This window comes from Spirochaetota bacterium, assembly GCA_038043445.1.
GTDB lineage: Bacteria > Spirochaetota > Brachyspiria > Brachyspirales > JACRPF01 > JBBTBY01.
This window is the reverse complement of sequence record JBBTBY010000142.1, coordinates 1-17,124: the sequence shown is the minus strand read 5'-3', so window position 1 is coordinate 17,124 and position 17,124 is coordinate 1. Positions and strand designations below refer to the sequence as shown.

Annotated in this window: 12 protein-coding genes and 1 tRNA gene; 9 read left to right on the top strand and 4 right to left on the bottom strand. The window is 55.7% G+C overall.

Features of this window, described 5'->3' with window-relative positions; all coding sequences use genetic code 11:
* The first annotated feature begins 66 nt into the window (after window positions 1-66).
* The 5 genes from AABZ39_18495 (at window position 67) to AABZ39_18475 (ending at window position 6,762) form a co-directional block, all read left to right on the top strand.
* Window positions 67-504: a DUF559 domain-containing protein gene (locus tag AABZ39_18495; protein MEK6796772.1), complete on the top strand. Its 438-nt coding sequence runs from the start codon at window positions 67-69 to the stop codon at window positions 502-504.
* Window positions 501-1,751 carry a glycosyltransferase N-terminal domain-containing protein gene (locus AABZ39_18490; protein MEK6796771.1) on the top strand — a complete coding sequence of 417 codons (1,251 nt, stop codon included), beginning with the start codon at window positions 501-503 and terminating at the stop codon, window positions 1,749-1,751. The genes AABZ39_18495 and AABZ39_18490 overlap by 4 nt, the downstream gene beginning before the upstream one ends.
* Window positions 1,752-1,846: 95 nt before the next feature.
* The gene (locus tag AABZ39_18485) at window positions 1,847-4,456 is read left to right on the top strand and encodes a polysaccharide lyase 8 family protein (GenBank protein ID MEK6796770.1); all 2,610 of its coding nucleotides are present in this window, start codon (window positions 1,847-1,849) and stop codon (window positions 4,454-4,456) included.
* Window positions 4,457-4,556: 100 nt separating this feature from the next.
* Window positions 4,557-4,629: transfer RNA gene (locus AABZ39_18480), tRNA-Thr, on the top strand.
* On the top strand, window positions 4,630-6,762 hold the full coding sequence (locus tag AABZ39_18475; GenBank protein MEK6796769.1) for a 6-bladed beta-propeller: 2,133 nt from the start codon (window positions 4,630-4,632) through the stop codon (window positions 6,760-6,762).
* Window positions 6,763-6,764: 2 nt separating this feature from the next.
* Here the strand turns inward: AABZ39_18475 and AABZ39_18470 are convergent, their stop codons facing one another.
* Window positions 6,765-7,619, bottom strand: coding sequence for an AraC family transcriptional regulator (locus AABZ39_18470; GenBank protein ID MEK6796768.1), 855 nt, complete (start codon window positions 7,617-7,619; stop codon window positions 6,765-6,767).
* A gap of 9 nt (window positions 7,620-7,628) precedes the next feature.
* Window positions 7,629-8,648, bottom strand: a complete 1,020-nt coding sequence (locus AABZ39_18465; protein MEK6796767.1) for a hypothetical protein — start codon at window positions 8,646-8,648, stop codon at window positions 7,629-7,631.
* Window positions 8,649-9,245: 597 nt separating this feature from the next.
* Here AABZ39_18465 and AABZ39_18460 point away from each other — a divergent pair.
* From AABZ39_18460 to AABZ39_18445, 4 genes are all read left to right on the top strand, one after another.
* A complete protein-coding gene (locus AABZ39_18460) occupies window positions 9,246-10,481 on the top strand; it encodes a hypothetical protein (protein MEK6796766.1) in 1,236 nt (411 codons plus the stop codon).
* An 80-nt stretch (window positions 10,482-10,561) separates the two neighbouring features.
* Window positions 10,562-10,867: a PilZ domain-containing protein gene (locus AABZ39_18455; protein MEK6796765.1), complete on the top strand. Its 306-nt coding sequence runs from the start codon at window positions 10,562-10,564 to the stop codon at window positions 10,865-10,867.
* A gap of 90 nt (window positions 10,868-10,957) precedes the next feature.
* Window positions 10,958-12,928, top strand: a complete 1,971-nt coding sequence (locus tag AABZ39_18450; GenBank protein ID MEK6796764.1) for an alpha-amylase family protein — start codon at window positions 10,958-10,960, stop codon at window positions 12,926-12,928.
* Window positions 12,929-13,051: 123 nt separating this feature from the next.
* Window positions 13,052-15,058, top strand: coding sequence for an extracellular solute-binding protein (locus tag AABZ39_18445; GenBank protein MEK6796763.1), 2,007 nt, complete (start codon window positions 13,052-13,054; stop codon window positions 15,056-15,058).
* Here AABZ39_18445 and AABZ39_18440 read toward each other — a convergent pair.
* A complete protein-coding gene (locus AABZ39_18440) occupies window positions 15,022-16,050 on the bottom strand; it encodes a Gfo/Idh/MocA family oxidoreductase (GenBank protein ID MEK6796762.1) in 1,029 nt (342 codons plus the stop codon). The genes AABZ39_18445 and AABZ39_18440 overlap by 37 nt on opposite strands.
* Entirely contained in the window at window positions 16,043-16,975 is a 933-nt protein-coding gene (locus tag AABZ39_18435) for a hypothetical protein (protein ID MEK6796761.1), read from the bottom strand. Before AABZ39_18435 ends, AABZ39_18440 begins: the two co-directional genes overlap by 8 nt.
* Window positions 16,976-17,124 lie beyond the last annotated feature (149 nt).

The window sequence follows — 17,124 nt, the reverse complement described above, 5'->3', positions numbered from 1 at the left end:
ACCCCCTTCCCTCTCTCACAGGGAAGTGAGAGAGGGAAGGGGGGAAGAAATGAATAGGGTACTGATATGATGATACGAGAGTCTACCATGAGAGCACGCCGCTTAAGGGCAGATCAGACAAGAACTGAGGCCGTGTTATGGGAGCATCTTCGGAACAGAAGGCTTGGCGGATTGAAATTCACTCGGCAGCATACGATCCGTTATATTCAGAACGGCAAGCCATATTATTTTATTGCTGACTTTTACTGCGCACAACGGAAGGTATGCGTTGAGATCGATGGCTCGAGCCATAATGATCAGGAAGTATATGACCGCATTCGCAGTTCGTTAATGGAGGAATTTGGTATTCGTACTATTCGCTTTTCAAACAATGAAGTTCTGGAGAATGTGGATGTTGTTCTAAAAAAGATCTTTTGTACTGCATCCTCTCCCCTTCCCCTCTCTCACATTTCCGTGAGAGAGGGGAAGGGGCTGGGGGATGGGGTGAGTGTGTATATCCCATGACCATCCGCCTCATCTTCTACAATATCCTCCTCCATCTTTTCTCCCCGCTCATAATTCTCGGCTTTCTCATCAACGCGCTTTTCAATCCCCGCGTGCGTCGCGGCCACGCCTATCGCCTGGGGCTTACGCTCCCGCCGAAACCCAGGCGCGAAGCGGTATGGATACATGCGGTAAGCGTAGGCGAGGTTAACGCCGTCAAAGGATTCATCGAACGCATACGCGCGGCGGGGAAATACGAGGTATATCTTTCCATGTCGACAATGACCGGTTACGATGCCGCGGTAAAGGGATACAAGGATACAGTGACGCTTTTCTATTTCCCGTTCGACTGGCCGCTTGTGATTCACCGATTCTTCGACAGCATCAAACCCGCCGTCATGATGATAGCGGAGATAGAGATATGGCCGAATTTCATCGCGATCGCGAAGCGGAGGAATATCCCGCTCTATCTCATCAATGCGCGGATGAGCGAGCCTATCGCAAAAAAATATCGTCCGTATACGTGGTTCTTCTCGTCGTTCTATGCGGCCTATGACGGGATGTTCGCACAAAGCGATACGGACAGAGCGTTCATGGAATCCATCGGCATGCAGGGAGAGAATATCGCCGTCCCGGGGAATTTGAAATATGATGTACGCTATACGCTCGATGCCGCAAAAAGCGCCGCAGTACGGCAGCGTCTGCCCAACGGGAAGATCATACTCGTTGCGGGAAGCACGCATGAACCGGAAGAATCGTATCTCATCACGGCGCTCGCGAAATGCGGAAGAAAGAACGATGTGTTCCCTGTCATCGTACCGCGGGACATCAAACGCGGCGAGGAGCTGAAAAAGCTTGCTGCCGACCACGGATACACTGCGCGATGTGTCACGGACGGCGAGGGCAGCACGGATATGCTCATCGTCAATGTGATAGGCGAGCTTCTGTACTACTATGCGCATGCGGATATCGTTCTCATGGGCGGAAGTTTCTCACCCTCGGTCGGCGGCCACAACATACTCGAACCGCTCTTTTTCAAAAAGCCCGTCATCGTGGGTCCGAATATGCATAATTTCTTTGAGATGGACGAGTACTTCGCAAAGAACGGCGGTACGATGAAGGTATCATCATTCGAGGCTATCGGCGATGCGCTTGCAGTACTTATCAATGACGAACAGAAGCGCATTGCTGTCGGCGCACGCGGCGAGTCGCTCCTTGCCTCGAACGGCGGGGCGGCCGAACGCACGTATAAAGCGATATTCGGGTGAATGTCGCTTTCGTCCAATAAATCACCGGACACATGTCGTTTTTGTACAAACGCATGATTGACGTTATAGCGTATACTGTGGCGGGGAGTATCTGTATGCGACATGCACTCTGTATCGCAGCCATCTGTATGCTTCCGTGTACTGCAGAGGCGTTCACCGAGAACGCGAAGGCGTGGTCAAGTAAGGACAATGGAAAGATCACCTTCGCTGAAGAGAACGGGAAGAAAGTACTTTCATTCTATACCGAATACGGAGCGGCCGCATACTCCTGGTTCAAGCTCGACCTCAGCGAAAAGATAGATGCGTCGAAATATAACGCCATCCGCTTCGAGGTGAAAAGCCCGGGCGATGCGGACATGAGTATTTCGGTCGTGTACCGTGAGAAGGCCGAGGTAAAATACAGCACCAAGGTATCGTTATCACCGATATGGACAACGGTGACCGTTCCGTTCGCCAACTTCGAAGTACGCAACGGGACAGGGATATCCGCGGAACTCCTCGCGCGTGTTGAGTACATCATGTTCTCGGTCACTACCGCGGGTGATAAGTCATCGCTTTCGATGGCGGCAGTACGATTCGTTCAGGATGACACCGTGAAGAAAAAGGAGGGGAGGACGATCGCGGTGACGGAAAAGCACGCAACCGACCTTGCGACGATCAAGGAGCGGCTCGTCGAGACGCTTTCGCCGAGCCATGACGACAAGACGAACGAACTGTCCGCATCGGTCGTGAAGATAGCCGAAAGCATGCAGGCCGACGGGAGCTTTCCCGGCATCAAATACGAGGACCGATCGCGTACGCGCTGGGACCCGCAAAAGCATCTTTCCAATCTCTACGCAATGACGCTCGCCTACATACGCCTTGTCGATACGGATGCGACGCATGAAGTGCGGACATCGCTCAAGAAGAAGATAGACAGCGTGCTCGCCTACTGGATCAAGCGCGACCCTGAGTCCGACAACTGGTGGCACAATGAGATCGGCGCGCAGCTCGATCTTACGAAGATCGCGCTCCTTCTCGACGATGAACTCACCGATGGAGAGCGCACCGGCATCATCGCCATCCTCAAACGGAGCGTCCCTGACAGGATGACCGGCGGCAATCTCACCTGGACGGCGGGGCATACCGTAGTACGCGGCGTCATCGAGCGTTCACCGGCGGTCGCGGCGCGTGCGTTCGATCTCATCGCGAACGAGATCCGCATCGCATCGGGAAAGGAAGAAGGCGTGAAATCGGATGGGACATTCCATCAGCACGGCCAGCAGATATATAATTCCGGGTACGGCGCTGTCTATTCCGTCGATGCATCGCGCTTTCTCTACTACGCCGCGGGCACCGCATTCGAATTCCCGAAAGAGAAGATAGATGTGCTCAATACCTATGTCCTTGACGGCTCCCGATGGATGCTCTACCGGAACGTCATGGATTACAGTGTGCGGGGGCGCGAGATCACCCGCGTGGTCGGCGATTATCGGATGAGTTTTCTCACCGAGGTGTGCAAAAACCTGAAGACACAGGCGAGCGCACGACAGGCGGAAACGGCGGCGTTCTACGACGAGCTTATGAACAGGAATAATTCGCTTGTCGGCAATAAACATTTCTGGATATCCGATTACATGACGCATCGACGCCCCGACTGGATGATATCGGTGAAGATGATCTCAAAGCGCATGCAGTCAGGCGAGCTTGTGAACGATGAGGGACAGAAGTCGCATCTGTTGTCCGACGGCCTGACCTATATCTATTCCGGCAGCGGACTCGCGTATCACAATATATTCCCGATATGGGACTGGCGGCGGCTGCCGGGCATAACCGCCGAGTGGGCGGATGCGAAACCGGACGGCCCGGTGCCGACGCGCGGCGGAAGCGAGTACGCGGGCGGTATATCCGACGGCACGTTCGGTGCGGCAGCGTTCATACTAAAACGGAAAGGGTTATCGGCGTACAAGGCATATTTCTTTTTCGACAAGGAGATGGTGGCGCTCGGGGCGGGCATCACCTGCGATACGGACAAGCCGGTGTACACATCGCTTGAGCAATGCCTTTCTTCGGGTGACGCCGTCGTTTCGGAGAAGGGGAATACGCGGGATATGTCCAAAGGCAAAGGAACGATGACCGGTCCCGGATGGGTGCATCAGAACGGCGTCGGTTATTACCTGCCGGACGGCAGCATGACGGTTAAGGCTCTCGCCCAGACAGGGAGCTGGAAAGGGATATCGACATCGGCGTCGGGTGATGCTGTCACTGCCGATGTGTTCAGCGCGTGGATAGATCACGGAACGGCGCCCAAGGATGCATCGTATCAATATATCGTCGTTCCTGCAGCACGGGATGCATTCATGCAGTATGTATCGTCAGTTCCCGTGCGCGTCATTGCGAACAGCGCCGATGTGCAGGCGGTGGAACATCCCTCCGCAACAGCGGCGGTCTTTTACAAGGATGGCGGGATGACCGCGCAGGATGGCCTTTCCGTGACCGTCGATAATCCATGCCTGCTTATGCTCAGGAAGGGTACGGGGTACATGGCGATAACCGCCGCGAACCCGTATAACAAGCCGCTCACGCTCGGCGTTACGGTGAATAAAAAGCTATCGGGTACCGGTGCGGTATGGGAGCGCTCGCTTTCGCTTACCCGTATCCGTATCACGCTCCCCGACGCCGATGCCGCAGGAAAAAGCATCACAGTGCGATTCGTTCTTCAGTAGTACCGTACGGGATTTCCACGGGGAAATGCCTCAAAACGGTCAAAATCGTTGACTTATTCCACCATCCTGCTATAATCCGGTTCGTCTCTTTTCAGCACGCGCCCACTTAGCTCAGTTGGTAGAGCATCACCATGGTAAGGTGAGGGTCATCGGTTCAACTCCGATAGTGGGCTATGAGATTTCGAGCGATAGTATGCACGGCGTTCGTCTGTCTGACCGCGGTGTACGGGTTTGAACGACGCAACTACGCCGCCTCGGTGGCATCGTACAATTCGTACAAGGAATTCATACGCGGTGTCGAAGAGTACAATAATCAGCGCTATGAGACCGCGGTGGAAAGTTTCCGCCGTTCGCTGATGTTCGATGCGGGCGATGAGCTCGTGCGTTCCTGGCTCGGCAAAGCGCTTTACGAGGGCGGCTACCGCGACGCAGCGCTCAACGAATGGGAGAACATCGAGCGTATGGGGCTTGCCGGACCGCTCCTCGCCTCGCGCATCGCCCGCATCAGTGCCGACCCCGCGGCGCTCGCATTGTCGGTCAAGCTCCCCGATTTCGTGTACCTGAAGGCGTTCTCCGGGACGAAGGATTTCTTCTCGCATATCATGCAGCCCATCGATGTGCTCGTCGACGGGGCCAACCGCATCTATATGCTCGATTACGCGGACAATGCCCTTGCGATATTCAATGCGAACGGCGTTCTCATGAAAAAGATAACCGCCGGAAAGAAACCGTTCTACCGCCCTAAAGCGATAGCGCTCGACCGCGGCGGGAATATCTATATCGCCGACAGCGGCAACGACACCGTTTGTAAATTCGACGACCGCGGCAGTTTCGTTCTTGCCGTCGGCGGCACCGGGTACGGCGAGGGAAAGCTCGCCTGTCCGTCCGGCGTCGCCGTCGATGCCGAGGGGAAGATATACGTCTCGGATACGGCGAACAACCGCGTATGCGTTTTTTCCGTTGAAGGGGAATATCTGCTCTCGTTCGGAAGCCTCGGCAGCGACGAGGGAAAATTCTACCGGCCGAGCGGCATTGCGGTGGATAATGCGCACATCTATGTCGCCGACAGCGGCAATATGCGCGTGTGCGTCTTCGACCGCTACGGCAATTTCAGGCAAGCGATAACCAATATGAATTTCCATCATCCGCGGTATGTACGTCTGTCTCGCGACGGGGACCTTTTCATCACCGACGAGAAGCGGATCTTCTGCCGCGATCAGCGGACATCCGAGATCGTCGGCTTCCCGAATTCAAAGAAATACACCGCCGCGCCCATGGGCATCGATGAGGGCGATGACGGCACGCTGTACATCGCGGACGCCATCATGCCGAAGATCGACTGCTATATACAGAAAGAGCGCTATTATGCGAACCTCGACGTTACCGTGCGCCGCACCTTCATTGCGACAAGTTCGCGCGCCGAGGGCTCGGACGCGGAGAAGCGGCGGCTCGTGCACCTGGTCACCGTGCGCGAGAGCGACGGCACGCCCGTACGCGGGCTGACGGCGAAGAACTTCACCGCGACGGAAGTGGGCAGATCGAACCCGCGCATCGGCATGTTCACCGATCATGAGGAGCTTAAGCGCGTGCGCTTCGTGTTCCTCATCGACAACAGCGCCGCGGCGAAGGGTCTCGAGAAACGCATACGCGATGAGATACACGGCTTTACCGCGCATCTCACCAATGACGATGCGGCGCTCGCCGTCCATTACAATGATCGGCTCCGTGTCATCGGCGAGTATGATGCGCGCAACCTCCGCATAGAGAAGAACGCGACGTCGTTCTCGTTCGGCGGATCGACTCGCGCGTTCGGCAATGCCTTCTCGGAGGCGGTACGCCGCACGTTCCGTTCGTTCTCTCCCACGGCCATCATCATCATAGCCGCGGACGGTCTTACCGATGCATCGTTCCCCGAGCGTACGGTCGAGGAGTGCGCCCTCTATGCGCGCAACAATCTCCTTCCGGTCACGGTCGTGCATATGCGCGGGGAGAAGGATGCGTTCCTTGCCGGCATCGCATCGAAGACCGGAGGTCATTATCTATCGGCAAAGCGCTCGATCGATTATACCGCTGAAATATCGTACCTGAAACGCTACGACCGCGGGGCATATTATCTTTCCTATCAGACCTTCTTCTTTGAGCTCGATCAGTATAAGTACCGCGAGTTCTCGCTCCAGGTGAAATACCGCGACCGTTTCGGCGAGGACAGGACGGGATATCTCATTCCCAAAGCGATGCGAAAGTATCCGGTACCGGTGGTCGAGAGCGGCGCCAAAGGCGGGGGCGGCGGCGGCGGCGGGCACTGATCTCAGGAGTAGTTCAGCCGCTCCTGATGGCGTGCCGTCATGCGCTCCTTGTACTCGGACGGCGTAACGCCGGTACGCTTCTTGAACGCCTTTGCGAACGTGAAATAATCCTGATACCCCACCGACGCGGCTATCTCCGCCACGGTCAGGTCCATGGAAACGAGGAATTGCTTCGCTTTCTCTATGCGCCTGCTCATGATGTATTCCTTCACGCTCATCGATACGGTGCGGCTGAAAAGCGATGAGAAGTAGGAGCGTTCAAGGCCGACATATTCCGCGGTCTGCGCCGCCGATATATCGCGCTGGAAATTCGTGTCGATGAATTTCATCGCCAACGCCACCGATGAATCATCGCGGCTGCGCTTCGATACGCTCTGCGGAGGCATGAGCGCGCTGAAGATCAGGTACATGAGGCCTTCGGTCTTAAGCTCGAAACCGGCCGCACGTCGGCTGAGCGAGAGACGCATATCCGCCAGATGTTTCGCAATATCGGCCGAATACGTCGAATGGAATATCGGCGATATGCTCGTTATCCCCGCGCGCCCGAGGAGCACCCCCGCACGCGTGCCGGAAAAACCCACCCAGGCGTAGCTCCAGGGGTGAACGCTGTCCGCCTGATACCAGTGACGCTCACGCGGAAAAAAAACGAACGCCCCGCCGCGTGTTACGGCATGCGTTCGCCCTGCGACACGTACCGTTCCCTTCCCGGAAAGGACATAGTGCATGAGGAAATGATCGCGCACGCCGCCCGATTCGTGCAGCGGTTTACACACCTGGTCGCCCGAGTAGAGCACATTGATCTCGCTCTCAGGGTCGACGATGTTGTAGTATTCTATCTCGGAGCGGCGCGTTTCCATCCGGTCACGCTATTGTGTCTTCGCAACGGCCTTCGCGCGTGATGCGGCTATCGCGTCAAAAAGCGCCTTGGCCTCTTTATCCTGCTCGAAGAGATGATTGCGTTCGTCAGCCTGTGCCTTGCGGAGGTCCGACGTCATCTTCTTATAGTTCTCATCCTCTTTTGCCAGACGCTTCACTTCGTTCTTCGCCTTCTCGCTTTTCTGATTGACGACCGGGAACGTTTTGGCGAGCGATTCGGAAAGCGACGCGCGTGCATCGACGAGCGCCTTGAATTTCGCATCGTTCTGCATGAGACGCCAGCGCGTCCTCGATTCGGCTATGGCGTACGCGGCCTGCGGATTGCCGGTATAATCGGCCTTGGGGCGCGATGCGCTCTTCGCGATAAGCTTCTGCTTCTCGCTCTGCCACTCTGCGCTTTCCTTCGCCTGCCAGACCTTCACATCGTCAAAGTGCACCTCACCGTTCACCGGGAAGCCGAAGTCTTTCTTCTCACGGTTGATGCCCGGATGCGCCCCGATGAGAAATATCGAATCATCGATGCGCGCGAGCATCTCGTCCTTGTTCATTTCTATCGTCATCGTATGCCACACATCCGGCTTGAGCGCGCTCCCTGCATTGTCGAGCACCACGGAGAACGTCCGCGCGTCCTTCTTGTCCGCATCCTTGCGCAGCGTCGTATCGATGGCGCTCACCGTTACGCGGCTGTTGTGCCCGCTCGCATCATTGATGCTGAACGAGAAACTCGCTGTCCCTTTCAGCATGAAATTGAACTGCATGACGGCGGTGATATTGGAGAACGCGGTCTTTACGACAGCGGCATGATGATCGTCTTCCTGCTCTTTGCCGATGAGCACTCCGTTCTCCGCGCGCCATGAGCCGATAGCGACGCTCCAGCGATTGGTGTCCAGCCCCTTGGCGAACGATTCCTCGATGATGGGCGCACCGCGTTCGAGCATGAGCGGCTTGACATCGGCGGCATGGCCGAGGAAGATGCAGGCGATTACAATGGGGATACAATGTGTTTTCATGGGTAGTATTGTAACCACAACGGGGAAAAATTCAAGAAAGCGCGATTTACGGCGAGGTAATAACCCCCATCCCCCGGCCCCTATCCCCTTAAAAAGGAGAAAGGGGAGCTGAGAAAATAATTATGAAACAAGAAACAGCAAATAGCGGGATAGGGGTTGTTTTTTTTCCTTGCAATCCCCCCTCACCCATGATATAAATCCCCTCGGATAAAGAACGGGGATATCGGCTCAACACCATATCCACAAAGGAAATTCGACTCCCCTTCAGGGAAGCTGTATTTCCAATATGGGAAATTTCATTTCCCGACAAGGAAATTGAATTCCTCTGCAGGGAAATGCCGTTTCCTATCCGGGAAATACGGTTTCCCTGATAGGAAATTCAATTTCCCGGATGAGTAACCATATTTCCCTGTTACACGAGAATAAGCCCCGAAACGGGCTGGAAGGAATTCGGGATTAGCGCGAAACGATAACGGATTTCTTTTCGCCCCCCTCTCTCTCGTCCCCGTGAGGGGGAGGGAGCGCGAAGCGCGGAAGGGGGTGAGTGGCAATATTCCCACAAGATGATTTTTCCCCGTAATCATGTATACTTGCCCTATGCGATCACTTGCCGCCATCCTCGCCGCCTGCGCTTTCCTTTCCGCAGAGACCAATACCAACATCCCGGCAAAACCATCGCTTTCGATATCCAACCGAGTCGAGATAACCGCCTACGCGCGCTTTACCGATGTCGTCGAACAGACGGGCAATGAGGACACCTTCGGCGCTTACCTCCGCGATGAACTTCTCGTTCGCTATCAATTCACCGGCTGGTCCGTCGGTGCATTTGTCGATGCAACGCTCAATGAACAGCTTTCGCTGAAAGCGCGGTTTTATGAGAGCATGAATCCCCCGGCGATCGCTCTCACATCGCTTGCCGTATTCGCCGATCTCGGCACATTCGGTGTATTCACCTTCGGCGCCATGCGGCCGCTCACGTATCACTTGCCGATGCGCTCGTATCAGCCGCCGGTGCTGTACAGGACGCTCGGCGGCTATCAGACGCTTGTCACCGGCAGACGCGATGTGCCCATCATGTATAACATCATCACGGAATACGATACCGGTCTTGCCTATCGCTTTTCATGGGAATGGTTCACCGCGGCAATAGCCGTCGTCAACGGCGAAGAAGGGCTCGACTCCGCGTCGGGGAAGACCGGCGCCTTTGATCTCGGCGTGAGCAACAAATGGGTAAACGCCGGTGTTTCAGGGCAGATCGAACTTATCGGCTCTGTTCCTATCAAGGAATATCACTCGCTTTTCACCGCGCATTGCTATGTCGGCGATACGATACGCGTCGGTATCGACGGCATGGTGCTCATGCACGGGCTCAGGGACGAAACGGTGAATCCCTTCGATACGAACTCATATCAAATGCTCATCAGCAAATATCATTATACACCGGGCTTTTTCTCGCCGTTCACGCTCCCCAATCTCGATGCCCCCGGCGCCCCGCTCTGGGGCTATGCGGTGAACCTTTTTGCCGAGGCGGCGAAGCTCTGGGACATGGTTTCGCTCACCGCGCATATCGGCATCTATGACCCCAACTGGATGAGCGACTCCCGCGATATATACAAGATAAAGAGCCGCGGCTTCCTTCGGGCGGAATTCTTCATCACGGAGAATTTCTCGATGCTCCTCTCGTATATGCGCACCTACGACGAGGTCTTTCTTGCGCACTATCAGTTCTATGAGGTCGAACCGCGCTCCGTCGTCGATGTGAACGGGAATATCGTGCCGCTGCATTACACCATCGATCAGGACCTTTTCCTTGCGGCGGTGTTCAGATTCTGACTTATCGATCTTTGCTTTTTTGCCGATAGTTCATTATATATGTCTACGTATAATGCGGCGACGGTCGAAAAGGATCTTTTATGACGGCTCAGATCGATAAACGTACCATGGCGCGTACCCCGATGCGCATCCCCGTCGAGCTTACGCATCGGACATTCGACACTATGCAGTTCGAAGGGACGAGCGTCGATATTTCCCCCCGCGGCATGCTCCTTGAGATGGAGCTTCCTGTGCACACCGGCGACGATCTCATCCTCTCCTTCGGCTTCGGCACGAGACGTGGCACCGAGGTCCCGGCGGTGGTCAAGTGGAGCGCTGAGACAAAGGATACGAAGAAGTACCGCGCGGGCTGCGTGTTCATAGTACGGCAACCCAAGTCAATATAATACCCCTTTTAGTCAATGGAACCGGTTCCACGCAACACGATACATCAGTAGTATATCAGCACACAATACGGCAGACACCGGGAGCATGTCATGAAACTTCGATTCCGCCAGATACACCTCGATTTCCACACCTCCGAACACATCCGCGATGTCGGCAAGGATTTCTCCAGGGAGAATTTCCAGAAGGCGCTCACCGTCGGCCATGTCGATTCGATAACCGTGTTCTCCAAATGCCATCACGGGCTCACGTATCACGACACGAAGGTGGGCGTGAAGCATCCGTATCTGGTCAAGCCGCTGTTGCCGCTCATGATAGAAGCAGCGCGGGAAATAAACGTCAATACGCCGGTGTATCTCAGTGCCGGTCTCGATGAGATGATGTCGCAGCGTCACCCCGAATGGCGCGTACAATGGAAAGGGAATGCGTATAATCCGTTCGCCGCCGGATACAAGTGCCTGTGCTTCAATACACCGTATCTCGACTACCTCTGTGCGCAGATAGATGAAGTGCTCACCATGTTCAAGACGAACGGGTTATTCCTCGATATCATCGCCATGCGAAAATGCTATTGCCCGACGTGCATCGCCGGCATGCTCGCCGAGGGGCTTGACCCCGAGAACGATGAGCATGTCAACGATTATCAGATGCGCGTGCTCATGAAATACTATGAAAAGACCACGGCAACGGTGCGAAAGCACGGCAAAGACATACCGCTTTTCCATAACAGCGGACATATCAGCCGCGGCGACAAACGCATCATACCGTTCCAGACGCATCTGGAGCTTGAATCGCTTCCCACCGGCGGCTGGGGCTATGATCACTTCCCGCTTTCGGCGCGCTATGCGATAACGACGGGGATGGAATTCCTCGGCATGACGGGGAAATTCCACACCACCTGGGGCGAGTTCGGCGGATACAAACATCCAAACGCTCTGCGTTATGAAGCAGCGGCGATGACAGCCAACGGCGCGAAATGCAGCGTGGGCGATCAGCTCCATCCGTCCGGCGCCATGGACATGGATACGTATGAATGCATCGGCGCGGCGTATAAGGAAGTGAAAGCGAACGAAGAGTACTGCGACACGGTGAGCACGGCGAGCACGGTGGCCGTGTTGAGCGTCGAATCGCTCGGCAAAGGGATATCGCATCATTCGGCTACGCCGTTCGCCGACGAAGGGGCGGTGCGCGCGCTCCTTGAAAGTCATGTCATGTTCGATGTCATCGATACTGCGGCGGACCTGTCGAAATACAAGGTGCTGATACTGCCGGACGCTGTCGTGCTCGATGATACGCTCGCTGAAAAGGTGAATAGTTTCATGAAGGCGGGCGGCATGGCGATAGCGTCCGGAACAAGCGGGATGGACAGCGATAAGAAAAAATTCCTTATAGCGACGAAACTTTCCGTGAAGGGTGAAAGCCCCTGGACGAACGATTATATAGCCGTGCGCGATGCGCTTGCAGATGACATGGTGAAAAGCCCGTTCGTCACCTATGCCAAGGCGCAGATGACCGACCCCAAGGGTGCCGAGGTGCTCGCGGACGCCTGGCAGCCGTATTTTAACCGCACCTATGCGCATTTCTGCTCGCATCAGCATACGCCGTATGAGAAAAAAGCGGACTATCCCGCGGTCGTGCGCGACGGGAACCTCATCTACTTCGCCCATCCGATATTCTCGATGTACCGCACAACGGGTCAGCGGCTGTACCGCATGCTCATCAGGAATGCGCTCCGTCTTGCCGGCGCCATGACCGTCGAGAGCACGCTCCCGTCAACTGCACGCATAAGCTTCATGGAGCAGAAGGGCCGTCATATACTCCATGTCTTGAACGGTGCGCCCGTAAAACGCGGCGGGGAAGGCGAAGGCCGCCTCGCCAAAGCGATAGAGGTCATCGAAGAAATAGTCCCGCTTCATGATGTGCGCATGACGCTTGCGGTCGGGAAGGCCGTTACGCGCGTACGCACGGCTGACGGGAAGACGGTAGCGTTCACGGCGGACAAGGGGAAGATAACGTTCACGCTCCCCGTCGTGGAACACCATGCGATCATGATCATCGAGTAATTGCTGAAACAGCCGGAACGAGTTCGACGGCGTGTATCCGCAATATAATCCTACTAATTCGCAATAACGGGGTTGTTACCGACCGCTTTTTGCGCTATACTGCGTACTGCGGGAGGATACCCCATGCCGTCCATCCAGAAGATCGTACGCGCCTTGAAGAGCTATTTCGGCGTTATCGTCATCGTGCTCGCGTTCATTGCGTCCGCGTTCGTCGTGCTCATGAACAACCGCGATGACAGTATTGCATACTATGTCGCCGAAAAGAACGATACGGTCGCCTCAATAGCCGAGGCGCATCAGACGACCGTCAATGAGATTTGCGACGCGAATTACCCCGACATCTCTCCGAAGGACAGGATAGCCCCCGGCACACGCATCAAGCTTCCGAAGTCCGCACGTACGAAAATAGTCACCGTCACGTTCGGTCACTGGCAGCTTGAGCCCGGTGTACGCGACGGGGTGGCGTATTTCGCGCAGGAATACAAAAAGCTCTACCCCAACGTGCGTATCGTGCAGAACGCCGTTCCCGAATCGACCTACGGGCAATGGTTCATCACGCAGATGCTCGGCGGGACGGCGCCCGACCTCATCGAATGCGCGCTCGGCGTTCCCTACCCGCTCCTCGTATCGTACTATCTCAGATATTTCACACCCATGACCGACTACATACTTCGACCCAATCCGTACAACAGGAACAATGAGTTCAACGGGATACCGCTGCGTGAAACGACGAAGGACGGTCTTAAGAACTGCTATATTCCCGAGATACAGGAATACATGACCATAGCGCTCACGCACATCCTCATACGCTTCTACTACAATAAAGACCTGTTGAAAAAGCTTACCGGGCGGACGGAAGCCCCGGCCACGTTCACGGAATTCCTCGCCGCATGCGAGGAGATAAAGAAGCACAAATTCATCAGCCGCCCCGTGCGCGCGGAAATGGACGCGGTCACGAAACGCATCGCATCGCTCGATAAGGACATCGCTTCACGAACGGATGCAGGGGAAAAAGCGCGCTTTGAAAAACAACGCGATGAGTTGCGCCGCACGCTTGCATCGCTCAGCGCATCGTCGCCGGAATACGCACCGATCGCGAGCTCGAAATATCATATCAGCATGGTGGAGAACAATCTGTTCAACGTGGTCACGAGCAAGGCGCGTGATATCATCGATTTCAATCATGACTGCACGGTAAGCGTCGTCGAACAGTATATCGGCATGAAGACAGGGCTCATCGACCTTAATTACCCGCCCTACCGCGCGAAATTCAAGATGGTCGCCCAATACGCGAGCAACTGCATGCCCGGCTTTACGGGGCTCAACCGCGATGACGGCGTGCTCATGTTCGTGCAGCAGCGTTCGGTGTTCATACCGACCGGTACCTGGGACGCCGGCATGATGGAAGCGCAGGCGAAGGATAATGGGTTCACGGTCGGCGTCATGGATTTCCCGTACCCGTCGACCGACGACCCCGACCTCTACCGGCATTATCTCGGCCCGACCTACGAGGACCCGCCGACGGCGTTCAATTTCGGATGCCCCACGCCGGAAAGCGCCCCGGAGCGCAAGCGTGTCGCGATAGATTTTCTCCTCTTTCTTGCGAGCAAGGAGAACAATGCGAAATTCAATCAGATGGTCGGATGGATACCGGTGGTCGCCGGTGTGGAGGGCGAGGGTGTGCTCAAGCAGTTCAAGCCGCATCTGCAGGGGGTGACCCCGGGAATTAATCTCTCCATCGGCGGCGAAGCGGTCATACTTTGGCAGCAGCTCTATGCGATGTATCAGGTCGGCCAGATGTCATTCGAGGAGATGCGCGATAAGTTCACGGCGCCGTACCTCGAGCGCGGATACCGCGACTACCTCAATGCCACCAAGGATTGGCGCCGCGCGACGATAAACGATGAGAAGACGATAACCATGCTCCGCTTGAAATCGTTCACCGCGACGAACGCGGATAAGCTCACGGAATACACGGCGAAGTACCGCTACCTTCTGTTGCGGCCGTTGACGCGGGCGATCAGCGTGAGCGAGGACCGCATCATGCTCAAGAACACCGTTGAGGGAAAGATGAAACCGCCGAAGGCATTCGATTACTCATCCGTTGCCCGTGCACGTTTGAGGATATAGGGCTTTTTACCGTCAGCAGGATACCGTACGCCGAGAAGCGTTCTGACGCGGTCAAGCGTCTTGGCAACCGCCCGCGTATCCGCAAGCGAGTGCATATCGCTTTCTGTTTTCCCCGAACGAAGGCATTCATTGACATGCTCTATCTCATGTGAATAACCGATGCCCACGGGCGGAAGCTCCCACGTTTCCAGCACCTTACCATCATTGAGAAGCGATAATGCGGACGTACGCCACCACGGCGCATGGAGCCGAAGCTCGGCATTCGTCCCGCTGATAAAGGCTTCATGTATCGTGACCGCGCGAATGGCGGAATGCAGCACCGATATCGCGCCGGAGCCATGCGTGAAGAGCATGGCGTTCATTTCATCGACATGCGTCGTGCCGCGATGGCCCATGGCGGCTATCTTCTTCGGGGCACCGAGAAGGAAATGCGATAACCACACCGGGTAAATGCCGACGTCCAGAAGCGCCCCGCCCGCGAGTGCCGGGTTAAAATGTCTCTCCTCCGGGGCGAATTTCGATCGATAGCCGAAGTCGGCCGAGAGCATGCGCACTTCCCCAATGGCACCGTCATCGATGAGCGCTTTCGCTTTGATAAGCGCGGGCATGAAGCGCGACCACATCGCCTCCATGAGGAAACACTTTTTCTTTTTCGCCGCGGCGCACATGCGTACTGCCTCGGCGCTGTTCACGGCGAACGGCTTTTCGCAGAGCACGGCTTTCCCGGCATTGAGCATCATGATCGTGTTCTCCGCGTGAAGCGTATGCGGCGTGGCGATATACACCGCATCGACGGCGGCATCACCCGCAAGCGCTGCATACGATCCATGCGCCCGGGCGAACGCGAATTCACGCGCGAACGCATCGGCGCTCTCTTGCGAACGAGAACCGACCGCGGCGCACGTCGCGTTCTTCACCAACGCCAGGTCACGCGCGAATTTCTTCGCTATCTTCCCCGTACCGAGCACTCCCCATCGAATGATGTCACCCATGTATGGCTCCTTTTTCGATATCGAAATACTTCATGACTGCGGCATACACCCCGACAAGCGATGTTACGCGAGAGAATATCGACACGGCATTCGTGTCCTTCGAGAAGAGGATGAGCGGCACACGCGCGCGCGTATGCGTCCTTACCGTCATATCCTCGGCATTGCCGTGATCGCTTATGACAAGGAGCGACGTACTGTCGTCCATGCCGGCAACGACGGACCCGGCGAAACTGTTGAGCTCATCGACGGACTTCCGTATCATCGGTGCGTTCTTCTTGTGGCCGAAGATATCGGTGAGAAAATATTCGAAAAAGGTAAAGTCGCTGTCGCGGCTTATGCAAAGAAGGTTCTCCGCCGCAGTTTCGGGCGATACGAGGGGGATTGCATATCCGCGCTCCCGCATGATGGCATTGGTAATATCCATGAATACCGCAGGCGTGCGCGGATAGTCCGACACATCGCGGCATTGTTCGCCCGATGCGAGAATGGTGAGCGTCGAGACCGGGAAGAGGTTCCTCGTCGGATGCTTTCGCTTGATGAAAAAATCCTTCGAGTACATATTGGCGCCGGTGACAGTGCATCCGTGTTCCTTGAGCACCTTCATTATGCTCCGCTCATTGATGATGTTCACCAACCGCTTGCTCGGGAAGGCATTGAGATGACGCCCGATGAACTTTGCCGCGTTCACGCCGGTGAATATCGTCGTCTGTCCGGTAGCCGACTGGGGAAGCCCCGCAACGCCGAGATTCGCATCGACGGGGACGAGAATGCCGCCGGGAAATCGTTTCTTTCGTCGTATGCCGGCAAGGCGTATACCGCCCATGAGCTTTCCGAAAAGCGGCGTATCGGCGATGAGGGGATTTATCGCGGGATCATCTGTGCCGATACCGATGCCGTCGATGAAAAGGAGTATAAGCCGCCGCATGGGGGTATTATATGATATGCAGGGGTTTGCACAAATCATACACTGTGGGGAATCAACATCTATCCCCCAGCCCATTTCCCCTTGAAAAGGGGAATGGACTGCACCCTGTAAACTGGATAGTTTTGTAACGAAATTAGGTAATCTGGCCG